The following is a 21,169-nucleotide window of genomic DNA, read 5'->3' as shown; positions in this document are numbered from 1 at the left end:
GTCGCTGGTGTATACGCGGGCGGTATAGCCGGCGGGAGGCCGTCGCCGGCCCCTCGTGCGCCCGCCCCGGCACCCTGCGTACGCGGTGCCCCGGGGCGGGCGCGGTGCTCACTCCGTCCGCAGACCGTCCGGGCGCATCAGGCGCCACAGGGGCGGCAGGCTGAGCAGGGTGACGACGGCGACAAGACCGGCGCCGCCACCGACCATCGGCCAGATCACCGACCAGTCGAAGATGTCCTTGCCCGCCGTCCTCAGCAGCGCCAGGCCCAGCCCGGCACCGGCCGCCAGCGCGAGGGCGAGCCCCAGGGCGACCGGGACGGCGGTCTGCCACAGCACCGACCAGCCGAGCGTGGCCCGGCGGGTGCCGAAGGCCACCAGCACCGACAGCAGCCGGCGCCGCTCGCGCAGCTGCTCCAGCGTCGTCACCAGCATGCCGGCGGCGATCAGCGCGAGCGTCGCGGTGGAGGCGACGAGCAGCCCGGTGCGCACGCTGCCGAACTGCTTGTCCCGCTCCAGGTTCTGGAGCGTGCGGACGTCCATCAGCGGATCGATCCGGGCGGCGGTGTTGCGTACGTACTCGGCGGCGTCGGCGACCGCCGGGTCGGTCCGCACCATCGCGCGGGCCCGCGGGTCGGCCAGTGCGGCGGTGTCCAGGGCGCCCGGGGTGGCGAAGATACCGAAGGCGGTCTGCCCCGAGGGGTCCTTGCGGGAGCCGACGACACGGGCGGTCCTCGGGACGGTCCACGTCCGGGGTGCCCCGTCGGGCTTCCCGGTCCGGATGTCCTGGTTGAGCAGCACCCGGGCCCCGGGGCGGGCGGTCTTGAAGAGGTAGCCGGTGTCGACCATGCCGGTGCTGTCCTTGACCACGAAGACGTCGCCGTCCTTGCAGGGACCGGTGTGCGCCAGCTCGCCCAGGGAGGCGCAGTCGCCGACCGTGACCTGGGTGGACGGGGGGAAGTCCTCGCCCCTGCGGACCGGCCCCGGCCGGGAGGCGGTGGACTCGATGGTGGCGATGACGCCCCGGACGCCCTTGGTGGTGCGGAACCGGGCGACCATCTCCCGGATCGTGGCGACGTCGTGGGACGGCAGCGTCACGTCCTGCTGCGCCCGGTGCGGGTCCTGCCCGGTGACCTTCATGAAGTCGCCCTGGATCGCGGAGAAGAACAGCTGGAGCGCGATGGCGCCGGCGACCGCGACGGTGATCCCGCTGACCGCGCGGGCCGCCGGGCCGCTGCTCAGCTGGAGCCGGCGGGTGGCCAGCTGCCAGGGCACCGGTCCGCCGCGGAACCGCCCCACCACCGCCTCGACGGCCCACGGCAGCAGCGTCACGGCGCCCAGCAGCACGAGCACCGCACCGCCCGCGATCAGATACGGATCGACCGTGCCCCCGCCGGTGCCGACCTGCCCGTTGGCCAGCAGCAGGGCGATGCCCGCCACCGGGAGCGGCAGCCGCCACCACACCCTGCGGCGCCGCCCGGCGCCGCTGCGCACCACGCCCAGCGGCTCGATGACCACCCCGCGCAGCGCGACGAGGGTGACGCCCACGGCGCACAGCGGGACGGCGACGGCCACCAGCGCCGCCAGCGCGGGGGACGGCGTGACATCACCGGGGAAGGCGTTGACGTCCCAGACGGTGACCGAGCCGATGCCCTGCCGCACGGCCAGGAACAGGACCGTGCCCAGCAGCAGCCCGCAGACCGCGCCGAACAGCGCCTCCCCGGCGGCCGTCCGGCGCACCGTCCGGCGGTCCGCGCCGATCAGCCGCAGCGCGGCCAGCCGCCGGTCGCGGCGCTCGCCGCCGAAGCGGACCGCGGTGGCGATGAAGAGGGCCACCGGCATCAGCAGCACCACGCAGGCCACGATGATCAGTACGAGCAGCGTCGGGGGCAGTTCCCGCGGCGGTATCCGGCTGCCGAAGCCGGCGATGCGGAAGGAGCCGTCCTCCCCGGCGAGCCGGTCGCTGACCGCGTAGTACGCCAGCTCGCCCGGCCCGGCCAGGCCCGGCTCGGCGATCGTGCCGACGGCCTTGAAGCGCAGCCGCTCGCGCAGCAGCGTGCCCTCGGGCGAGGCGAGCAGCTCCTTCAGGGCGGGGGAGACCACCATCTCGCCGTGGTGCGGCAGTTCGTGCACGCCGGGCGGCGCCGGGGCGTCGGGCCCGTCGGGTCGCAGCAGCGCGCCCCGGACCGGGTCGCCGTGGAAGGAGGTCCCGGCGTCGGCGTACCGCAGGGTCGCCGAGGAGCGCTTGACCGGCCGGTCCCCGTTGACGGCGACCCGGGCGTCGCCGCGCGCCTGCCGGCTCTCCAGAATGTGCGGGATCGACGCCGCGCCGAGCAGCAGCACCACCCCGAGCCCGACACCGACGGCCGTCAGGGCCGTACGGATCCAGCCCTCGCGGCCGCCGCCCACCGCGAAGCGGAGGCCCATGGCGAGATCGCGGGCCCAGGAGGCGCGCCCGGGGTCCGGGCCGCTCCCCTGGTTCGCCGCCCTTTCCTCGTGCGCGCTCATACCGCCGCCACCCCTTCCCGGGCGATCCCGTCACGCACCACGACCTCGCGATCGGAGTAGGCGGCGACCCGTGCCTCGTGGGTGACCAGCACCACCGCGGCCCGGGTGTCGCGGGCGGCGTCGGTGAGCAGGGACATCACCCGCTCGCCGTTGAGGGAGTCCAGGGCGCCGGTCGGCTCATCGGCGAAGACCACCCGGGGCCGTCCCGCGAGCGCGCGGGCGACCGCGACGCGCTGGCCCTGGCCGCCGGAGACCTCCCCGGGCCGCCGGTCCGCGACGGTGTCCACCTCCAGCCGCTCCAGCCACTCGCGGGCCTGCCGCTCCGCGTCCCTGCGCCTGGTGCCGTTCAGCCGCAGCGGCAGCGCGACGTTCTCCAGCGCGGTCAACTCCGGTACCAGCTGGCCGAATTGGAAGACAAAGCCGAAGTCTGCGCGGCGCAGGGCGCTGCGTTCGGCGTCGCTCATCGCGGTCAGTTCGCGGTCGCCGTAGCGGACGGTGCCGGAGTCGGGGGCGATGATGCCGGCCAGGCAGTGCAGCAGGGTCGACTTGCCGGAGCCGGACGGGCCCATGACGGCGACGACCTCGCCCGGGTGGAGCGAGAAGTCCGCGCCGTCGAGGGCGGGAGTGCGGCCGTACGCCTTGTGCAGGGCGACGGCGTGGAGCAGGGAACCGGCCGGGATCATCCGCGGGCCTCCGGGAATGCGGGCAGGGGGCATCGCCCTGTGGGTCCGATGGGCATGCCGCGCACTCTACATCAGGTGTATACGCATGATGTATAGCTGGAGGATGCCGATGCTTCCCGCCGCGGTGGGGGCTCGGGGAACGGGGTCAGCCGCCGCCCGGCCCCGGGCCCCGAGGTGGCTCTCCGGTCGGTGGCTCCCCGGCCGGCGGCTCCCCCTTCCCGCGCGGTTCCCCGGCCGGCGGCTCCTTGGGCGGCCGCCCGCGCCGCGGGATCGCCCCCGCGCCCCGGGGCAGCCGGCCCGCCTCCGACAGCGCCTTGCGCAGCAGGAACTCGATCTGCGCGTTGGCGCTGCGGAGTTCGTCGTCGGCCCAGCGCGCCAGGGCGTCATGGATCAGCGGGTCCAGCCGCAGCAGCACCTGCTTGCGCCGCTGCGGCTGTCGCGCGGGGGTCCGCTCGCCCTGCTCGCTCACTGGTAGAGCGAGCCCGTGTTGAGGACCGGCTGGGCGGCCCGGTCGCCGCACAGCACCACCATCAGATTGCTCACCATGGCCGCCTTCCGCTCCTCGTCCAACTCGACGATGCCCTGTTCGTTGATCCTGGCCAGTGCCTGCTCGACCATGCCGACCGCGCCCTCGACGATCTGCTGCCGGGCCGCGACCACGGCGCCCGCCTGCTGCCGCTGGAGCATCGCGGACGCGATCTCCGGGGCGTAGGCGAGGTGGCTGAAGCGGGACTCGATGATCCGCACGCCGGCGGCCTGCACCCGGGCGGTCAGCTCCAGCGCGAGCTTCTCGGTGATCTCCTCGGCGTTGCCGCGCAGCGACAGGGCGTCCTCGTCGTGCGCGTCATAGGGGTACTCGATCGCGATGTGCCGCACGGCCGCCTCGGTCTGGGTGGCGACGAACTCCAGGAAGTCGTCGACCTCGAAGAGCGCCTGGGCGGTGTCCTCGACCTGCCACACGACGATCGAGGCCAGCTCGATCGGGTTGCCGTAGGCGTCGTTGACCTTCAGGACCGCGGTCTCGTGGTTGCGCACCCGGGTGGAGATGCTGCGGGCGGTGGTCAGCGGGTTGACCCAGCGCAGCCCGTCGGTGCGGATGGTGCCGACGTAGCGCCCGAAGAGCTGGATGACCCGGGCCTGGCCGGGCGCCACCATCTTCACGCCGGTCATGCAGAAGAGCGAGGTGAGCAGCAGCAGGACGCCGGCGACGATCACCGGGGCGCCGACGGCCTTGTTGCCGCCGTTGCTGAGTATGCCGCCGAAGACGATCACGCCGATGCCCAGCGCCACGCCGAGCAGGGTCAGCAGCAGGGCGAAGCCGCCCGGGATGCTGTGCGCCGGCACCTCACGGATCTGCGGGCGGGGCATCTCCGGGGTGTCCACGGCGAGGTCGTCGCCGGGGCCGGTGGTGCGCTCGGCCGGTGTCTGGTCAGACATGGGGTCCCCGTTTCTCCAGGTGCGGCACGTGATGTCGGCCGCATCAGGTGATGTCACTGGTCTAGCAAAGTGATAGCACTTTAACGCCTGGACGGGCCGGCCGTCCAGCCTTCGGGTGTGGTCCGGATTGCCGCAAGTGCCCAGGTGAGGCGGCGGCGACGCGCAAAACCCGCCCCGAGGTTCCCCCGCTCCGGGTGCTGTTTGTCACGTCGGGAAAAGCCTTGATCGATGAGTATTTGTTGACAGATGCGGTGTTAGCTTCAACAGCTGAGTTAGCTGGGGGCGGAACGACTGGAGTTGTCGAAGCGATGGGCCGAGCGGAAGCGAGAAGGGCGCAACAGGGGAGCGCTCGCCGGACCAGGCGGAAGGAAGGGACGGACAAGAAGTCCGGCATACGCCGGTTCTTCACCTGGAAGAAGCTCGTAGGAGCGTTCCTCGGGGTCTGCCTCCTGGGCATCCTCGGTTTCCTCGGCCTGTACCTGTACGTGGACATCCCCACGGACGGCAACAAGCAAGCCCAGCTGCAGAGCAACGTCTACAAGTACGCCGACGGCAAGGTCATGGCGCGGGTCGGCCAGGTCAACCGGGAGAGCGTCGCGCTGGACCGGATACCCAAGGCCGTCCAGCACACCTTCGTCGCCGCCGAGAACAAGACCTTCTACCAGGACTCCGGCGTCGACCTGAAGGGCACGCTGCGCGGCATCTTCAACACCCTCCGGGGCCAGGGCAAGCAGGGTGGTTCGACGATCACCCAGCAGTACGTCAAGAACTACTACCTGAGCCAGGAGCAGACGGTCAGCCGCAAGCTCCAGGAGATCGTCATCTCGCTCAAGGTGGACAACAAGCTGGGCAAGGACAAGATCCTCGCCGGCTACATCAACACCAGCTACTACGGCCGCGGCGCGTACGGCATCCAGGCCGCCGCCCAGGCGTACTACCGCAAGGACGTCGACAAGCTCACCGTCTCCGAGGGCGCCTACCTCGCCTCGCTGCTCCAGGCGCCGAACCAGTACGACTGGACCCTGGCGTCCAAGGCCGGCCAGAAGCGGGTCCAGGAGCGCTGGGCCTACACCCTCGACAACATGGTCGAGATGCACTGGCTCTCCAAGGAGGACCGCGACAAGCAGAGGTTCGAGGTCCCCAAGGACCCCAAGCCGCTGCCCGGCATGAGCGGCCAGACCAGCTACCTGGTGACCGAGGCCCGCAAGGAACTCTTCGCCCAGGGCGTGGACCCGAAGTCCTTCGACGCCGGCGGCTGGACGGTCACCCTCGGCATCGAGAAGAGCAAGCAGAAGGCGCTGGAGAAGGCGGTCCAGCGCAAGCTGACCGCCGACCTGAACCCCAAGACCCGCAAGGTCGACGCGGACGCCCAGCTCGGCGCCACCTCGGTGGACCCCAAGACCGGCCACATCGTGGCGATGTACGGCGGCGCGGGCTACCCGAAGCACTACACCAACAACGCCACGCGCTCCGACTACCAGCCGGCCTCCACCTTCAAGCCGCTGGTCCTCGCCTCCGCGATGGAGAACAACTCGGTCACCCATGACGGCGTGCCGATCACCCCGAACACGATCTACGACGGCCGCAACCGCCGTCCGGTCGTCGGTGGGAACATCCCGTTCGCGCCGCCGAACGAGGACGAGCACACCTACGGCAAGATCACCGTCCAGACGGCGACCAACAACTCCGTCAACTCGGTCTTCGCGCAGATGGGTGCGGACGTCGGCCTGGACAACGTCAAGAAGACCGCGGTCAGCCTGGGCATGGACGGCTCCAAGATGGAGGTCCGGCCGGCCATGGCCCTGGGCACCATGGGCGCCAGCCCGCTCCAGATGGCCGGGGCCTACGCCACCCTCGACAACCACGGCAAGAAGGTCACCCCCACGCTGGTGACCAAGGCCGTGCACCCGGTCAACGGCGTCGACACCGAGCAGCAGCTGAAGGACCCGATCGGTGACCAGGTGCTCAGCCGGAAGACCGCCGACACCCTCACCTCGGTCCTCGCGGGCGTGGTCAACGACGGCACCGCCTCGGAGGCCGTGAAGAACACCGCCTACCACGCGGTCGGCAAGACCGGTACGTCCGACGACAACAAGTCGGCCTGGTTCGTGGGCTACACGCCCAAGCTGGTCACCGCGGTCGGCATGTTCGGCGAGTCCCCCAAGGGCGGCGCCCAGGTCACCCTCAAGGGCACCGGGGGCGGCGGCCGGGTCAACGGCGGCGGCTACCCCGCCCGGGTGTGGGCGGACTACAACGAGGGCGTGCTCGACGGCGCCACCGGCGCCGACTTCGACCTGGAGACGGACCTGGGGGCCGGGGTCCCGCCGACGCCCACCGTGACGCCGAGCACCACCCCGTCGACGTCCCCGTCCCCGTCCGACTCGCCGAGCAGCACGCCGTCCGGGACGCCCTCGTCGCCGTCCGGCCGCCCGTCGAACACCCAGTCCGGCCGTCCGTCGGACCCGGCCACCCCGACCGGCGGCACCCCCTCCGGCCCGGCGGACGGCGGTGTCGACGGCGGCGGTGGTACCGACGCCGGCACCACGACCGGAACCGGCGGCCACGGCGGCGGCACCGGCGGCAACTCCGCCGACAGCGTGCCCGGCTTCGGCTAGCGCCCGGCACACCGCGGCCCCCGCCCGATACGGGCGGGGGCCGCGGTGCTGTGCGGACAGGGACGAGGGCGGTCGCCCGTGGCGCCTCAGCCGCCGTTCACCTTGTGGGCGATCCGGTCGCCCACGTTCTTGTCGATGTTGCGCCAGTACTGCAGCGCGCGGTCGAGCACCGGGCGGCTGACGCCGTTCAGCAGGTGCCCGGAGACGTTGTTCACCAGCCGCTCACGGGCCGCGTCGTCCAGGACCTCGCGGACCATCGTGCCCGGCTGGCCGAAGTCGTCGTCCTCCCGGCGCAGCGTGTACGCCTCGCGCACCATCTCGCCGCCGGTCTCCCAGCCCGCCGGCTCCCCGTAGCGCAGGGTGTCCGCGGCGGGGCCGCCGTAGCTGTTCGGGGCGTACGGACGCGCCGCCCGGCTCGGCTCGAAGCGCATCGGGCCGTCCTTCGCGTACGAGTGGACGGGCACGTGCGGCCGGTTGGGCGGCAGCTGGGCGTAGTTCGGGCCGATGCGGTAGCGGTGGGTGTCCGCGTAGGAGAAGAGCCGGCCCAGCAGCATCTTGTCCGGCGACGGGCCGATGCCCGGCACCATGTTGGACGGTTCGAACGCCGCCTGCTCGATGTGGACGAAGAAGTCCTCCGGGTTCCTGTTCAGCGTCATCCGGCCGACCTCGATCAGCGGGTAGTCGCCGTGCGGCCACACCTTGGTCAGGTCGAACGGGTTAAACCGGTAGTCCGGCGCGTCGTCGAACGGCATGACCTGCACGTACAGCGTCCACGACGGGGCGTTGCCGCCGTCGATGGCCTCGTACAGGTCGCGGCGGTGGACGTCGCCGTCCGTGCCGGCGAGCCGGTCCGCCTCCTCCTGGGTGAGGAAGTCGATGCCCTGGTCGGTCTTGAAGTGGTACTTGATCCAGAATTTCTGTCCGCCGGCGTTGACCCACATGTAGGTGTGCGAGCCGTAGCCGTTCATGTTGCGGTACGTCTTGGGGATGCCGCGGTCACCCATCAGCCAGGTGACCTGGTGCGCCGATTCGGGCGACAGCGTCCAGAAGTCCCACTGCATGTCGTTGTCGCGCATCCCGTTGTCCGGGCGGCGCTTCTGCGAACGGATGAAGTCCTGGAACTTGATCGTGTCCCGGACGAAGAAGACCGGGGTGTTGTTGCCGACCAGGTCGTAGTTGCCGTCCTCGGTGTAGAACTTCAGGGCGAAGCCCCGGGGGTCGCGCCAGGTGTCGGGGGAGCCCTGCTCGCCCGCGACCGTCGAGAAGCGGGCCAGCATGTCGGTGGTCTTGCCCGGCTGGAAGAGGTCCGCCCTGGTGAACTGGCTGACGTCGTTGGTGACCTTGAAGAATCCGTACGCGCCGCTGCCCTTGGCGTGCACCACCCTCTCCGGGACCCGTTCCCGGTTGAACTGGGCCATCTTCTCGATCAGGTAGTGGTCCTGGAGCAGGATCGGGCCGTCCGGGCTCACGGTGAGCGAGTGTGCGTCGCTCTCCACCGGAACCCCGGCGTTGTTCGTCGTGTGCGGGACGTTCTGCGGCGTGCTGGTCATGGAGGAATGCCTCCCGGTTCGACGGCTGGGGCTTGAACGGGCACTCCCGTACGGGGGAGTACGTCCCTTATGCCCACCACAGCAGTCAACGCCTCCGACGGCATGTCGGCAAGAGTTGGACCCCGTCCGATCTCGGACGGGGTCCAATATGTGGGACGTGCCGGGCCGGCGTCCCGCGGCCGTCAGGGGCGCGGCGCCCCCGGCGGCATCGACAGCTCGAACCAGACGACCTTTCCCATGCTCAGACGGGTCGCGCCCCAGCGCCGGGCCATCCGGTTGACGAGGTACAGCCCGCGTCCGCCCTCGTCGGACGGCCGGGCCTGGCGCAGCCGCGGCAGCTGCGGAACGTCGTCCCCGACCTCGCAGCGCAGCACGTCCGTCCGCAGCAGCCGCAGCGTGATCGGCCGCTCCGCGTACCGCACCGCGTTCGTCACCACCTCGCTCACCAGCAGTTCCAGCTGGTCGGTCAGCTCGTCCAGGCCCCAGCGCGCCAGCGCCCGCCGGGCCAGCCGGCGCGCCTGGCCGGCCGTCTGCGCCTTCGGATCGAGGTACCAGTACGCGACGTCGCTCGGCGCGATCCCGTCGAACCGGGCCGCCAGCAGCGCGATGTCGTCATCGCGGTCGCCGGGCCCGAGCATGTCCAGCACCTCGTCGCACAGCGGCTCCAGCGGCGGCGGGTTGGGACCGGTCAGCCGGGCCGTCTCCGCCAGCCGCTCCCGCAGCTGCTCGATACCGGTCCACACGTCCCGGATCCGCGACTCGACCAGCCCGTCGGTGTACAGCACGAGCGTGGCGCCCGCCGGGGCGTCCAGCTCCACCGCCTCGAAGTCCACCCCGCCGACGCCGATCGGCGCGCCCGACGGTACCCGCAGCACCTCGGCGCGGCCGCCGCGGTGCAGCATCACCGGCGGCGGATGACCCGCGTTGGCGATGGTGATCCGGTGCGCGACCGGGTCGTAGACCGCGTACATGCAGGTCGCCATGCGGTCCGAACCCAGCCGCTGGGCCTGCTCGTCGAGGTGGTGCAGCACCTCCTGCGGCGGCAGGTCCAGACCCGCCAGGGTCTGCGCGGTGGTGCGCAACTGCCCCATGATCGCGGCCGAGGTCATCGAGTGCCCCATGACGTCGCCCACGACCAGCGCCACCCGGCTGCCCGGCAGCGGGATCGCGTCGTACCAGTCGCCGCCCACCCGCGCCGTCTCCGCGGCCGGCAGATAGCGGCTGGCCAGCCGCACCCCGGTCGGCTGCGGCAGCGAGTCCGGCAGCATCGTGCGCTGCAGCGCGTCGGCGATGTACGCCTCGCGCCCGTAGAGCACCGCCTTGTCCACGCCCAGCGCGGTGTGCGTGGCCAGCTGCGCCGCCACCAGCAGGTCGTCCGGTTCGAACGCCGGCCGGTCCGGGCGGCGCAGGAAGACCGCCGCCCCGATGACCCGCCGGCGCCCGCGCAGCGGCGCCAGGATCACCCGGTGGCCGCTGGGCAGCCGCGGATCGGGTCCCAGCAGCTCGGGCAGCGCCGTACGCGCCGCCTGCGCCTCGCCGAACAGCGGCCGCACACCCCGCAGCACCTCGGCCAGCGGCCCGCCCGGACGCACCTCGGCCAGCTCCGCCGCGCTGCCGCCCATCGCCGGACCGAGGTCCGGCTGCGCGGGCAGCACGGGAAGCCGCGCGCCGTTGGTGTCCGGCTCCTCCGGGATCCGGTCGGTCCGCCGCAGCCGCAGCACGACCGGACCGGTCGGCCGCTCGTCGCCCACCGGCAGCGGATCGCGCAGGTAGACGAGGATGGCGTCGGCGAACGTCGGCACGGTCGCCCGGCACAGCCCGAGCACGATCTCGTCCAGGTCTATGCCGCGGGCGATCCGTCGGGTCGCCGCGCCGATGAACCGCAGCCGGTCACCGCCGGCCTGCCGGGCCGCCGCCACCTCGCCGCTCTCACCGGGATGCGCCGAGCGCGCCGGGGGAACCGGCGGCAGCGGAGCGGACGGCAGGCTGTCCGCGGCGCCGGCCGGCGCCGGCACCCGGTCCCCGCCGCCCGGGCCGCCGCCCTCCCGCGGCCGCCCGATGCCCTCGTTGCGCGCCCGCTCGTCGCCCTCCTCCCACGGCCGCCCGGCGCCACCGCCGCCGTGCCGCGGACGCTGCCCGCGGTGCGGCTCGTCGCCCGGCTCGGGGGCCTCGGCGCGGCCCACCGCGCCCTGCGCGCCCCGCCGCCCGGCCCGGGCCGTCTCGCGCCCTGCGTCCGGCGCGCCGCTGGGCCGCCCGCTCGCCGGCATGGCCACCTCCCCGTATGAGTCACCGCCGTAAGGGTCCCCGTACGCCTCCCCGTACGGTATGGCGGCGTCGTCCCGCGCCGCCCCGTGGTCCGCGGCCGGCTCGTCGTCGGCGTGCCCGGCCCGGCCGGCCGGCGGCCCCGCCGAGGCCGTCACGGCGACACCGGACAGGCCGAGGTCGTCCCCGCCGCGCACCGCGAAGCCGCTGCCTGGCACCGGGCTGAACCCGGCCGCGGCGGGCTGCTGGAGGGCGCTGCGCGGGTCGGGGACCGCGCCGAGCGGCGCCGTCCCGCCCGGCCCCCGCGCAGGGGACGCCGAGGGCGCGGCGGTCGAGGCCGACCGCCGCGATTCGTGGGAGGTGGGATGCTCCGTCACGCGTGGGATTCCATCCGTCCGGGGCTGTGCGCCCGACGCGCCGCGTTCCGGGTGCGTACCTGTACGGGACGCGCCCGACGCGCTGCGTCTCAGGCGCGTCGCAGGTGCAGAAAGAGCTGGATTTCGGGTGGTACGTCCGTACTCGACGGGGCGTATGCGTACGCGTCCTCCCCGACGACGTCGAAACCCGCGTCGCGCACGACCCGGCGCAGGTCGTCCCGCAGGTAACCCGATACCCGGATCGAGTTGCCCAGGAACGGAATCGTGAAGTCGTCCACATCCGCCTCGACCATCGACAGGGCCAGCAGCCCCTCGGGACGTAGCAGATCATGCAGCAGGGCCAGTGCGTAAGGGATTTCCGCACGGGGCAGCATCAGCAGGGAGAAATAAGCGGCGATTCCGTCGAAGGCGCCGGCGCCGCCGAGCCGGCCGCCGCGCAGATCGGCGATGTCCAGGCGGTGGAACTCCGCGCCCGGGACGTGGTCCCGGGCCAGTTTGACCATGGAGGGGGAGAGATCGATGCCCACCACGCGGTGGCCGGCGTCCGACAGCTGACGCGCCGTCGGCAGCCCCGTCCCGCAGCCGACGTCCAGGACGCGCGAGCCGGCGGGCAGGGCGTCCGCGAGCCAGGCGCCGGAGGCCAGCTGGCCCTCCTTGTGCGGAAAGGCTTCGTCGTACCGGTCGCCGATCGCGTCGAACGCCTCGGCCTGCCCGGCCCGGTCCAGCGCTAACCGGTTCAGACCCTCGTATCCGTCGTAGCTAGTCGCACTCACGACCTCGCCCCTCCTGCGACCGCGGTCAAGTTCGTTTTCCAGTTCTGGAGTTGCGCCTGTGCAGTCTTGCGGAGGACGATCCTACGTTTGAAGACCCGGGGCGCAGCAAGGGGGCTCGGCCCGGCTCCTCGCCCGGCGGGAAACAGTGCAGCCCACAGGCGCACCTTTCCAAGGTTCGCCCCCTTCACTCACACTTCGCACACGTCATTCACGTTCACTCCCTCACGACCGCAAATGATCCGGCGCGCGGTCCCAGTCCTCCGGCAGCCCCGGGACCTCCCAGGCCGGATCGGGCCGCCAGTCCTCCCAGCCGTCCGCGAACGGCCCGCGCCAGGCCGAGATCTGTGCGATCGCGGCCCGGCCGGCGGACCTGACCTCGGCGGCCTGGGCGGAATTCAGCAGCCCGTCCCGCTGCGCCTGGGCGAACTCGTCCTCGTCCCGCCACTCCCAGTGCCGGTCCGGGTAGACGCAGAGGTCGAGAAAGTGGTCCTCGGAGTCGATCCCGCCCCTCCAACGGCGGCGCGGCTCCTCCAGGTTGACGTACCAGTTCTTGAACTGCCAGTCGTCCTCCCAGAACAGCCACACCGACCACGGGTCGCCGGGCCGGGCCAGCTTCAGCACCCCCGTGCCGAACCACTGGTCGCGGACGGTGCGCCGCGGGCGGGTGTAGCGGGTGGCCAGCGGCTCGCGGTAAACGGGCGTCCCGTCGTCGAGCACCGGCTTGATGCACGGCGTCCCGGGCGCCATCCACACCGCGAGCAGCTCCGGGGTGTCCTGGACGACGGTCATCGGCCGGGCGATGTGGAACTGCCGGCGATCGGCGTTGTCGCGATAGCGCCACAGGATGTGGTCCCCCGGAGCCCAGCGGCCCGCCGGCCGCCCGGCCGTGTCGTCTGCCGGCCGCCTCGCCCCCGGCGTACTGCGTCCCCCGGCCGTTCCGCGTCCGCCGGCCGTTCCGCCTTCCGTCGTGTCCACCATGTCCGCTGTCATGCGCAGATCTTAGAGGCGTCGCATGAAGCTCGCCGTGACATGAGCCGCACCCGCCGTTACGAGCGCGGGAACGCGCGCCCGTGCGCCGTTACGACCCGGTGTCCGGCGACCGTCACGGATGCGTCATCCGCAGCACGTCCAGCGCCTCGTCCAACTGCTCCTCGGTCAGCAGCCCGCGCTCGACGTACCCGCTCTCCACGACCACCTGACGGATCGTCTTCCGCTCCGCGAGCGCCTTCTTGGCGACCTTCGCGGCCTCCTCGTAGCCGAGGTACTTGTTGAGCGGCGTCACGACCGACGGCGACGACTCCGCGTACTCCCGCGCCCGTTCGGCGTTCGCCGTGATCCCGTCGACCGTACGGTCCGCCAGCAGGCGGGAGACGTTGGCCAGCAGCCGCACGGACTCCAGCACGTTCTTCCCGATCACCGGCAGCATCACATTCAGCTCGAAGTTGCCGGCCGCGCCGGCCGCCGCCACCGTCGCGTCGTTGCCGGTGACCTGCGCCGCGACCATCAGCACCGCCTCCGGAATGACCGGGTTGACCTTCCCCGGCATGATCGACGAGCCCGGCTGGAGGTCCGGCAGGTTGATCTCCGCGAGGCCGGTCCGCGGCCCCGACGCCATCCACCGCAGATCATTGGCGATCTTCGTCAGCCCGACCGCGATGGTCCGCAGCTGCCCGCTGGTCTCGACGATCCCGTCCCGGGCGCCCTGCGCCTCGAAGTGGTTGCGCGCCTCCGTCAGCGGCAGCCCGGTCACCCGCGCCACCTCGGCGATCACCGCGGCCGAGAACCCGGGCGGCGTGTTGATGCCGGTGCCCACCGCCGTACCGCCCAGCGGGAGTTCCGCCAGCCGCGGCAGCGACGCGCGCAGCCGCTCGACGCCGTACCGCACCTGCGCGGCGTACCCGCCGAACTCCTGCCCCAGCGTCACCGGCGTCGCGTCCATCAGATGCGTCCGCCCCGCCTTCACGACGGTCGCGAACTCCTCCGCCTTGCGCTCCAGGGCCTCCGCCAGGTGCTCCAGCGCCGGAATCAGATCGTTGAGGACCGCCGACGTCGCCGCGATGTGAATCGAGGACGGAAAGACGTCATTGGACGACTGGCTGGCGTTGACGTGGTCGTTGGGGTGGACGTCCCGCCCCAGCCGCTCGCTCGCCAGCGTCGCGATGACCTCGTTGGTGTTCATGTTCGACGACGTCCCCGACCCCGTCTGGAACACGTCGACCGGGAAGTGCTCGTCCCAGCGCCCGTCCGCCACCTCGGCGGCCGCTTCCCGGATCGCCTCCGCGACGTCCTTGGCCAGCACCCCGAGCTCGGCGTTCACCAGCGCCGCCGCACCCTTGATGCGCGCCAGCGCCTCGATGTGCGCCCGCTCCAGCCGCTGCCCGGAGATCGGGAAGTTCTCCACCGCCCGCTGCGTCTGCGCCCGCCACTTGGCGTGCGCGGGCACCCGCACCTCGCCCATGGAGTCGTGCTCGATCCTGAACTCACCGGCCTCGCCGGATGCACCGTTGTCACTCATACCTATGAGAGTGCCCGGGAACGGCGATCTGTTCCCGGGCACCGTGCCGATGTCACCTACCTGCGGGCAATCCGTCCTTCAGGCCCGCTATGAACGCCGTCCAGGCTTCGCCGGGGATGAGGAGGGCGGGGCCGTGCGGGTTCTTGGAGTCACGGACGGGGACGAGGCCGGGGTAGTGGTCGGCGACCTCGACGCAGTTGCCGCCCTCCTGATTGCTGTAGCTGGACTTGCGCCAAGCGGCGGCGCTCAGGTCGGGACGGGGTGCGTTCAGCACGGCGAGTGCCCTCCATCGCTGATCGGATCATGTCGAGCGACATGTTCGGCGGCAGGGCCAGGGCCCGAAGCCGATCGTAAGTTACCGAGAACGACTCCACCTCGTCGGAATCGTCGAAGAGTTGACCGAAGTCCGCGACTTCGACGTAGGCCGATTCTGTCCCGTCCGGCTGGTTCAGGAGCGTGAGAGATCTGCCGATGATTTCGTGGCCGCCACTGCTGAATGGCAGTACCTGGAGGGTGACGCGGGGGTGCTGCCCTGCTTCCAGAAGCCGGGTGAGCTGTGCCTGCATCACGGACGGATCGCCGAGTGGACGCAGCAGCACGGCCTCATCGACCACGACCCACAGCTCGGGTCCGGAAGGTTCTGTGAGCCTCACCTGTCGTCCGAGTCGAGCTGCCACCCGCTCCTCGAGTTGCTCGGCGGATTCGAGTGTTCGGCCCAGACTCAGAAGGGCGCGTGCGTAGTCCTCCGTCTGCAACAAGCCGGGTACGACGGCCGACGCGTACTCCCTGATGGCCGTTGCCCGCTCCGAACGCTCCATGAACTCCCGCGCCCAGTCCGGAAACGTCTCCCGGTAGACGTACGGCCACAGCTCGACCAGCAGCTCTTCGGCACCCACCGCCTCGTCCAGGGCACGAGCCAGTTCGAGCGTGGGTTTGGCGCCGGTGGTCCGTTCGATCTGGTTGATACGGGTCGGGTGCGTATGGGTGCGTTGGCCCAGCTGAGCCTGTGTGAGCCCCGCGTTCAGCCGAAGTCTGCGCAGTCGCGTGGCGAAGAGCGCCGCCATCGATGCCGAGGGATCAATTTCTTTGGCCACGGCCTCACTTCCGTCCTTACGGCTGCAGGAGTAAGGAGCTACTCCCTTTCGCAGCGTATGCCGCATGGCGACGATGTGAACACGGAACGTGATGATCCGCCGAGGCGGGCACACGACGGGCCCCGGCGACCGCGCACACGGTCCCGGGGCATGGCCAACGCTTGATCCAGAAGGAGCGTCAACATGCCGGAGCCTATTGCCCGTTGCCTCGCCCGCGTGCGGGCTTTGCTGATTCCACGGGCCTCGGGGCGGCACCGGGCCGTCGGCCCCCGCGCGCACCGCCGCCCGGCGAGCGCCCGCACCGTCCTCGTACGGCCGTGGAGCCCACCGCCGCTGCCGGGGCGGGTACGCCGTCACCGGCCCGCCGAGACGAGGGTGGACGGCGACCGCTCGCCCCTGGTCCGTCCGTACTACGCCGCCTACGAGCGCCGGCCGCAGCCCGCCGAGGTGGTCTGGTGAGCCTCGTCCCCACGCCACCGGGCCCACCGCCCCGGAAGTCGCTGATGACGCTGCGGGTCTACACGGCGACCCGCGAGGGCGTCGTCACCGAGGAGCGGGCGCCGGTGCACGTCATGGCGGGCGACCGACCGGACATCTACGGGCTGACGCAGGTCTGGCCGCCGTGCGCCTGCCCGCGTCATCGGGAGGGGTAGGCCGACGGCCGCGGGGCTCAGCCGAAAGCCGTGGCGGGGCCACGGCCGCCCGACGGTGCCGCTTCGGGAGCCGGGGCGCCCAATTCGGCTTCCTGGGCAGGCCGGAAGCGAATGCTGTTGAGGAGTGGCACCAGCAATTCGCAGTAGTCCGCCCAATGATCTGTGCTCGGGGTACTGAACGTCACCGTGACCAGTGTCTGCGCCCCGGGCACAGAACTCGGTGGAACAGGAATGAATGCCTGCAGTTGGGCGACGTCTATCGGGAGGCCCTCGCCCGAATCTGAGAACTCGGCGGGCAGTCGCAAGTCGGGTGATTGCCGGATGACCAGGGTGGCCTGGCCGCAGGGGAGCGTGAGGGCGTTGACGTCGGCGTGCCGACCGTGCTCGGCGGCGAGAATTTTGGTCATGCCGGCGATCGCCACCTCCGGGTCCCGGTAGGACAGAGGCTGGACTCCGATGGTGAGGGAGCCCATGGACCAATCGCCGTCGAACTGGCCGAAGCAGGAGCCGGAGTAGAGGACTCCGGTGTCTGCGAGCATGGTGGAGACCTTCTGGTACTCCGCTGTGATCTCGTCGATCAGTTCGTCCGGAACTGCTGCGCCTTGTGCGTGGATGCGCGCTGTGACCTCAGCCCGCGCGCGCTCCGGATCCAGGCCCGAGGTGATCCTCTGAAAGATGGGGGAGATCTCGAAGCTGACCTGTACGGCGCTCATTGCTTTCACCACTTCTGCTGGCCCGAGTTGGGCGGGGACTGCCTTTCCCTCTCCCGGTGGACTCGCCGGGTGTACCACCTGAGGGTTGCGGCACCGGCAAAGAAAACGGGCGCGGCAATGGCTGGTGCAATATAGGAGCCCCCGGAACGGTAATTGCTGACGGTCATCGCGCCCGCCACAATGCCGAAGACCAGGAGGCCGAAGATCTGGTTGCGGCGGGCGACGGGGTCCGGAGCTTTGCGGAGCTCCTGCCGTATCTGTCCCATGGAAGCGGGGGCAGGTGGGGAGTTCCATGTCTCTGACCCGGGGCCGGTGTTCTTCGGGGCGAAGGCGGTCCTTCGCATCACGAGATACCGAGGCGTGTGCCGGTCGGTCTCCCAGTGTTGTACCGCATATCCATGCTGATGTCCCAGCCACGCAGTCTGTTCCGGGGACAGCCCGGTGCCGCTGACCCGGACCTTGACTTCCGGCCGACCGTCAAAGGAGCGCAGTATTTCTTCGTATCTCCGGGCGCGTTGCGCCTTTGTGCCGACGAGATCGGAATACGCGATGCCTACCGCGATGGCGGGGGCTGCAACGGCGAAGAGGAGCCAGCAGACAGATTCCATGATCCCCTCCTCAGCCGCCCGACTGCTGTGCCGCCGCCGCATCCTTTTCGCTGCCCTTTTTCCAGGCGTGCTCGAAGGCCATTCCCAGATCAACCACAGGTCCTATCGGACCGCCGAACAACATCGAGCCACCCACCACGGCCGATTCCTTCTTGTCGTCCGGGAGGAAGTAGCCGAGGCCCGTCTGGTCCTTTGTCCAGTCCCAGAGGGTCATGCCGATGCTTCCCCAGCCGGAAGCGCTCCCGAGTTCCTTGATCTTGCCTCCCGCCACGGCTGATTCAGTGAACTTCTCCACCCGCCCCGCGACTTTCCCGAGGCCGAAGGAGACCGCTCCCAGTCCGTCCTCGGTCAGCGTCCTGTCGCTGACGACATCCTTGCCGCCAGCAGCTTGCGCCGCCTTGTGCAGGCCCAGCGCGACCAGAGAAGTGACGCCGGAGACTGTCCCCATCACCCCTTCGGCCGGTGGAAAGAAAAACCCGGCCAAACCTGTGAAGGTACTGACGGCTGCGAACACGTCGCCGATGGCGGCAATGGCATTGGCGTGCTCCTTGACCCACTGGCCGATGTCGTGACCAAGGTCCTGGATGCCCTTTGTCAGGTCCTTGAGGCCGTTCAGCAGGCCGTCGAAGAACCCCGGCTCGTCCGGGGCCTGTTCTCCCGCGTCGGAAAGTGCGGAGGCGGCCTTTCCGGCCATCTCCTCATGATGCGAACGGAGTTGTGTCGCATGGCTGATAATGCTCGCCAGTTGTGAACGGGCCGCATTCATCTCATTGATGGCCCGGTCGCAGCGCGCGGCAGCTGCTTTGGCTTCCGCATCGGTCATCCCGAGCCTGTCCAGCAGGCCCCGTCGTGGATGCCGCGCAGGGTATCCGCGGCGCTGGTGAGGTTTTTGTGCGCGCGGTTCAGGTCCTCGAGGAGGTCGTTGACCGCCTGAGGAACCCCGGGGGCGGGGTTGAACTGCAGACCAGGGAAGTTTCCGTTGTCCTCGTACGGGTCCCCGCCGCCGTATCCCCAGAGCTGCTCACCGAGTGACACTTTCTACCCCGGTTATCCTCATGCGAAATCTCATCCTTGGCCGAGTCGATGCCCTATCCGAACGGGCTTGAATGCCCGCTGACCTGGCTCGCCGCTCCTGCACCTGGATGATGCGCCTTCGAGAACGTCTGCTGGATGGCGCTGTCGGTTTCGTTGTATGTGCGCGCGGTAACTTGCAGACCTTCCCGGATGGCGTCGGTGATTGCGGCGATCTGCGAGATTCCGTACTCCCAGGCACTCTTGAAGTCTGCCCCTGCTTCGTCGATATCACCGTTGCCGAGGTTGCTGACCGTCGCACTGCGTAAATCGCCACAGGCGTGCTTCATCGATTCCGTGCAGCGATCCAGACGCGTCGCCAGAGAGCCCAATTCCTCGACATCAACCGAGAAATCCCCCGAACCGGACATTGCTGGCCCCCTCGCTCACGAACATTTCTTGATCATCGCGGTTTTCGACCGTAACACGGCGTTATTTTGCTCTCCAGGTCTTTTACGGGAGCTTGATGCGCCGGTGGATTTTCGGCCGGAAGGCTGACTGAAATGTGTCTGCCGTAGGGAAGGTGGAAAACAATGACGGCCACCACCCGCGTCGTGCGGGTGATGGCCGTGGCGGCGGGCCGGCGGGGAATTACGCCCCCTGGCGCACCGGAATGCTCGTGAACGTCGGGGCCGGGGCCGGGTCCTGGAAGAAGTCGTTGCCCTTGTCGTCGACGACGATGAAGGCGGGGAAGTCCTCGACCTCGATCTTCCAGACGGCTTCCATGCCCAGTTCCTCGTATTCGAGGACCTCGACCTTCTTGATGCAGTCCTGGGCCAGGCGGGCCGCCGGGCCGCCGATGGAGCCGAGGTAGAAGCCGCCGTGGGCGGCGCAGGCGTCGGTGACCTGCTGGGAGCGGTTGCCCTTGGCCAGCATGATCTTGGAGCCGCCGGCGGCCTGGAACTGCTCGACGTAGGCGTCCATGCGGCCCGCGGTCGTCGGACCGAAGGAGCCGGAGGCGTAGCCCTCGGGGGTCTTGGCCGGGCCCGCGTAGTAGACCGGGTGGTTCTTGAGGTACTCCGGCATCTCCTCGCCGGCGTCCAGGCGCTCCTTGATCTTCGCGTGCGCGATGTCGCGGGCGACGACCAGCGTGCCGGTGAGGGAGAGGCGGGTCTTGACCGGGTGCCTGGTCAGCTCGGCGAGGACGTCGTCCATCGGGCGGTTGAGGTCGATGGCGACCGCGTCGAGGTCGGGGCCCGCGCCCTCGGTCAGCTCCTCTTCCGTGGTCTCCGGCAGGAAGCGCGCCGGGTCGGTCTCCAGCTGCTCCAGGAAGACGCCCTCGGCGGTGATCTTCGCGACGGCCTGGCGGTCGGCGGAGCAGGACACCGCGATGGCGACCGGGCAGGACGCGCCGTGGCGGGGCAGGCGGACCACGCGGACGTCGTGGCAGAAGTACTTGCCGCCGAACTGGGCGCCGATGCCGATCTTCTGCGTCAGCTCGAAGACCTTGTCCTCCAGCTCCTTGTCGCGGAAGCCGTGGCCCGTCGGGGAGCCCTCGGTGGGCAGCTCGTCGAGGTAGTGCGCGGAGGCGTACTTGGCGGTCTTGAGGGCGTATTCGGCCGACGTGCCGCCGACGACGATGGCCAGGTGGTACGGCGGGCAGGCGGCCGTACCGAGGGAGCGGATCTTCTGCTCCAGGAACTTCATCATGGAGCCCTCGTTGAGGACCGCCTTGGTCTCCTGGAAGAGGAACGACTTGTTGGCGCTGCCGCCGCCCTTGGCCATGAAGAGGAACTTGTACGCGCCGCCGTCGGTCGCGTACAGCTCGATCTGCGCCGGAAGGTTGGAGCCGGTGTTCTTCTCGTCCCACATCGTCAGCGGGGCCATCTGCGAGTAGCGCAGGTTCAGCTGGGTGTAGGCGTCGTAGATGCCGCGGGAGAGGGCCTCCTCGTCGCCGCCCTCGGTCAGGACCTGCTGGCCGCGCTTGCCCATCACGATCGCGGTGCCGGTGTCCTGGCACATGGGCAGCACGCCCGCGGCCGCGATGTTGGCGTTCTTCAGCAGGTCGAGCGCGACGAAGCGGTCGTTGCCGCTGGCCTCGGGGTCGTCCAGGATCTTGCGGAGCTGGGCGAGGTGGGCCGGGCGCAGGTAGTGCGAGATGTCGTGCATCGCCTCGGCGGCCAGCTTGCGCAGCGCCTCCGGCTCGACCTTGAGGAACGTACGGCCGTCGGCCTCGAAGGTGCTGACGCCGTCCTTCGTGACGAGGCGGTACGGGGTCGTGTCCTCACCTACGGGGAGAAGGTCGGTGTAGGCGAATTCCGGCATTGAAGGTCATTCCTTACTCGGAGAGGTCCGGCTGGCATCTACGGCAGC

At 70.5% G+C, this 21,169-nt stretch carries 19 protein-coding genes and 1 pseudogene; 3 read left to right on the top strand and 17 right to left on the bottom strand.

Going from position 1 to position 21,169, the window contains the following annotated elements; translation table 11 throughout:
• Positions 1-108: 108 nt before the first annotated feature.
• The 4 genes from OO62_RS06040 to OO62_RS06025 form a co-directional block, all read right to left on the bottom strand.
• Positions 109-2,505: an ABC transporter permease gene (locus tag OO62_RS06040; RefSeq protein ID WP_033266171.1), complete on the bottom strand. Its 2,397-nt coding sequence runs from the start codon at positions 2,503-2,505 to the stop codon at positions 109-111.
• On the bottom strand, positions 2,502-3,188 hold the full coding sequence (locus tag OO62_RS06035; protein WP_033266170.1) for an ABC transporter ATP-binding protein: 687 nt from the start codon (positions 3,186-3,188) through the stop codon (positions 2,502-2,504). Before OO62_RS06035 ends, OO62_RS06040 begins: the two co-directional genes overlap by 4 nt.
• A 145-nt stretch (positions 3,189-3,333) precedes the next feature.
• Entirely contained in the window at positions 3,334-3,657 is a 324-nt protein-coding gene (locus OO62_RS06030) for a type II toxin-antitoxin system antitoxin (RefSeq protein ID WP_033266169.1), read from the bottom strand.
• A complete protein-coding gene (locus OO62_RS06025) occupies positions 3,654-4,625 on the bottom strand; it encodes an SPFH domain-containing protein (protein ID WP_033266168.1) in 972 nt (323 codons plus the stop codon). The genes OO62_RS06030 and OO62_RS06025 overlap by 4 nt, the downstream gene beginning before the upstream one ends.
• A 308-nt stretch (positions 4,626-4,933) precedes the next feature.
• Between OO62_RS06025 and OO62_RS06020 the strand changes: the two genes are divergently transcribed.
• The gene (locus tag OO62_RS06020) at positions 4,934-7,240 is read left to right on the top strand and encodes a transglycosylase domain-containing protein (RefSeq protein WP_033266167.1); all 2,307 of its coding nucleotides are present in this window, start codon (positions 4,934-4,936) and stop codon (positions 7,238-7,240) included.
• A gap of 86 nt (positions 7,241-7,326) precedes the next feature.
• Here the strand turns inward: OO62_RS06020 and OO62_RS06015 are convergent, their stop codons facing one another.
• The 7 genes and pseudogenes from OO62_RS06015 to OO62_RS05990 all read right to left on the bottom strand — a co-directional run bounded on the left by OO62_RS06015 (position 7,327) and on the right by OO62_RS05990 (position 15,781).
• The gene (locus tag OO62_RS06015) at positions 7,327-8,790 is read right to left on the bottom strand and encodes a catalase (protein ID WP_033266166.1); all 1,464 of its coding nucleotides are present in this window, start codon (positions 8,788-8,790) and stop codon (positions 7,327-7,329) included.
• A gap of 182 nt (positions 8,791-8,972) precedes the next feature.
• Positions 8,973-11,429: a SpoIIE family protein phosphatase gene (locus OO62_RS06010; protein WP_033266165.1), complete on the bottom strand. Its 2,457-nt coding sequence runs from the start codon at positions 11,427-11,429 to the stop codon at positions 8,973-8,975.
• 89 nt (positions 11,430-11,518) lie between these two features.
• Positions 11,519-12,202 (bottom strand): class I SAM-dependent DNA methyltransferase, encoded by a 684-nt coding sequence (locus OO62_RS06005; RefSeq protein ID WP_033266164.1) that lies wholly within the window; start codon positions 12,200-12,202, stop codon positions 11,519-11,521.
• A 222-nt stretch (positions 12,203-12,424) separates the two neighbouring features.
• Positions 12,425-13,192, bottom strand: a complete 768-nt coding sequence (gene fomD, locus OO62_RS06000; RefSeq protein WP_228332525.1) for a cytidylyl-2-hydroxypropylphosphonate hydrolase — start codon at positions 13,190-13,192, stop codon at positions 12,425-12,427.
• 112 nt (positions 13,193-13,304) lie between these two features.
• The gene (locus tag OO62_RS05995) at positions 13,305-14,717 is read right to left on the bottom strand and encodes a class II fumarate hydratase (RefSeq protein WP_033266162.1); all 1,413 of its coding nucleotides are present in this window, start codon (positions 14,715-14,717) and stop codon (positions 13,305-13,307) included.
• A gap of 52 nt (positions 14,718-14,769) precedes the next feature.
• Positions 14,770-14,898 (bottom strand): annotated as a pseudogene (locus OO62_RS40465) (DUF397 domain-containing protein); the annotation flags it as partial.
• Positions 14,867-15,781 carry a helix-turn-helix domain-containing protein gene (locus tag OO62_RS05990; protein ID WP_033266161.1) on the bottom strand — a complete coding sequence of 305 codons (915 nt, stop codon included), beginning with the start codon at positions 15,779-15,781 and terminating at the stop codon, positions 14,867-14,869. The pseudogene OO62_RS40465 and the gene OO62_RS05990, both read right to left, overlap by 32 nt.
• A 213-nt stretch (positions 15,782-15,994) precedes the next feature.
• Here OO62_RS05990 and OO62_RS39475 point away from each other — a divergent pair, with 213 nt between their 5' ends.
• Positions 15,995-16,270 carry a hypothetical protein gene (locus OO62_RS39475; RefSeq protein ID WP_129322860.1) on the top strand — a complete coding sequence of 92 codons (276 nt, stop codon included), beginning with the start codon at positions 15,995-15,997 and terminating at the stop codon, positions 16,268-16,270.
• On the top strand, positions 16,267-16,464 hold the full coding sequence (locus tag OO62_RS39470) for a hypothetical protein (RefSeq protein WP_129322861.1): 198 nt from the start codon (positions 16,267-16,269) through the stop codon (positions 16,462-16,464). The genes OO62_RS39475 and OO62_RS39470 overlap by 4 nt, the downstream gene beginning before the upstream one ends.
• A 17-nt stretch (positions 16,465-16,481) precedes the next feature.
• Here the strand turns inward: OO62_RS39470 and OO62_RS05980 are convergent, their stop codons facing one another.
• The 6 genes from OO62_RS05980 to OO62_RS05960 all read right to left on the bottom strand — a co-directional run bounded on the left by OO62_RS05980 (position 16,482) and on the right by OO62_RS05960 (position 21,121).
• The gene (locus OO62_RS05980; protein WP_033266160.1) at positions 16,482-17,177 is read right to left on the bottom strand and encodes a hypothetical protein; all 696 of its coding nucleotides are present in this window, start codon (positions 17,175-17,177) and stop codon (positions 16,482-16,484) included.
• Between the two features lie 5 nt (positions 17,178-17,182).
• Positions 17,183-17,785, bottom strand: coding sequence for a hypothetical protein (locus OO62_RS05975; RefSeq protein WP_129322862.1), 603 nt, complete (start codon positions 17,783-17,785; stop codon positions 17,183-17,185).
• A gap of 10 nt (positions 17,786-17,795) precedes the next feature.
• Positions 17,796-18,608, bottom strand: coding sequence for a hypothetical protein (locus tag OO62_RS05970; RefSeq protein WP_129322863.1), 813 nt, complete (start codon positions 18,606-18,608; stop codon positions 17,796-17,798).
• On the bottom strand, positions 18,605-18,820 hold the full coding sequence (locus OO62_RS05965) for a hypothetical protein (protein ID WP_033266157.1): 216 nt from the start codon (positions 18,818-18,820) through the stop codon (positions 18,605-18,607). The genes OO62_RS05970 and OO62_RS05965 overlap by 4 nt, the downstream gene beginning before the upstream one ends.
• 53 nt (positions 18,821-18,873) lie before the next feature.
• Complete coding sequence (locus tag OO62_RS39465) at positions 18,874-19,227, bottom strand: WXG100 family type VII secretion target (protein ID WP_129322864.1); 354 nt, start codon at positions 19,225-19,227, stop codon at positions 18,874-18,876.
• Between the two features lie 220 nt (positions 19,228-19,447).
• Complete coding sequence (locus OO62_RS05960) at positions 19,448-21,121, bottom strand: fumarate hydratase (protein WP_033266156.1); 1,674 nt, start codon at positions 21,119-21,121, stop codon at positions 19,448-19,450.
• Between the last annotated feature and the right edge of the window lie 48 nt (positions 21,122-21,169).

This window comes from Streptomyces lydicus, from assembly GCF_000717345.1.
GTDB lineage: Bacteria > Actinomycetota > Actinomycetes > Streptomycetales > Streptomycetaceae > Streptomyces > Streptomyces lydicus.
The sequence above is the reverse complement of the archived record's forward strand: the minus strand, read 5'-3'. Positions and strand labels throughout refer to the sequence as shown.

Bases quoted from the DNA above. Each gene is read 5' to 3' on its own strand.
- OO62_RS06040 (WP_033266171.1), bottom strand. From the start codon at position 2,505: ATGAGCGCGCACGAGGAAAGGGCGGCGAACCAGGGGAGCGGCCCGGAC.
- OO62_RS06035 (WP_033266170.1), bottom strand. From the start codon at position 3,188: ATGATCCCGGCCGGTTCCCTGCTCCACGCCGTCGCCCTGCACAAGGCG.
- OO62_RS06025 (WP_033266168.1), bottom strand. From the start codon at position 4,625: ATGTCTGACCAGACACCGGCCGAGCGCACCACCGGCCCCGGCGACGAC.
- OO62_RS06020 (WP_033266167.1), top strand. From the start codon at position 4,934: ATGGGCCGAGCGGAAGCGAGAAGGGCGCAACAGGGGAGCGCTCGCCGG.
- OO62_RS06015 (WP_033266166.1), bottom strand. From the start codon at position 8,790: ATGACCAGCACGCCGCAGAACGTCCCGCACACGACGAACAACGCCGGG.
- fomD (WP_228332525.1), bottom strand. From the start codon at position 13,192: ATGACAGCGGACATGGTGGACACGACGGAAGGCGGAACGGCCGGCGGA.
- OO62_RS05995 (WP_033266162.1), bottom strand. From the start codon at position 14,717: ATGAGTGACAACGGTGCATCCGGCGAGGCCGGTGAGTTCAGGATCGAG.
- OO62_RS05990 (WP_033266161.1), bottom strand. From the start codon at position 15,781: ATGGCGGCGCTCTTCGCCACGCGACTGCGCAGACTTCGGCTGAACGCG.
- OO62_RS39475 (WP_129322860.1), top strand. From the start codon at position 15,995: ATGCCGGAGCCTATTGCCCGTTGCCTCGCCCGCGTGCGGGCTTTGCTG.
- OO62_RS05980 (WP_033266160.1), bottom strand. From the start codon at position 17,177: ATGAGCGCCGTACAGGTCAGCTTCGAGATCTCCCCCATCTTTCAGAGG.
- OO62_RS05975 (WP_129322862.1), bottom strand. From the start codon at position 17,785: ATGGAATCTGTCTGCTGGCTCCTCTTCGCCGTTGCAGCCCCCGCCATC.
- OO62_RS05970 (WP_129322863.1), bottom strand. From the start codon at position 18,608: ATGACCGATGCGGAAGCCAAAGCAGCTGCCGCGCGCTGCGACCGGGCC.
- OO62_RS39465 (WP_129322864.1), bottom strand. From the start codon at position 19,227: ATGTCCGGTTCGGGGGATTTCTCGGTTGATGTCGAGGAATTGGGCTCT.
- OO62_RS05960 (WP_033266156.1), bottom strand. From the start codon at position 21,121: ATGCCGGAATTCGCCTACACCGACCTTCTCCCCGTAGGTGAGGACACG.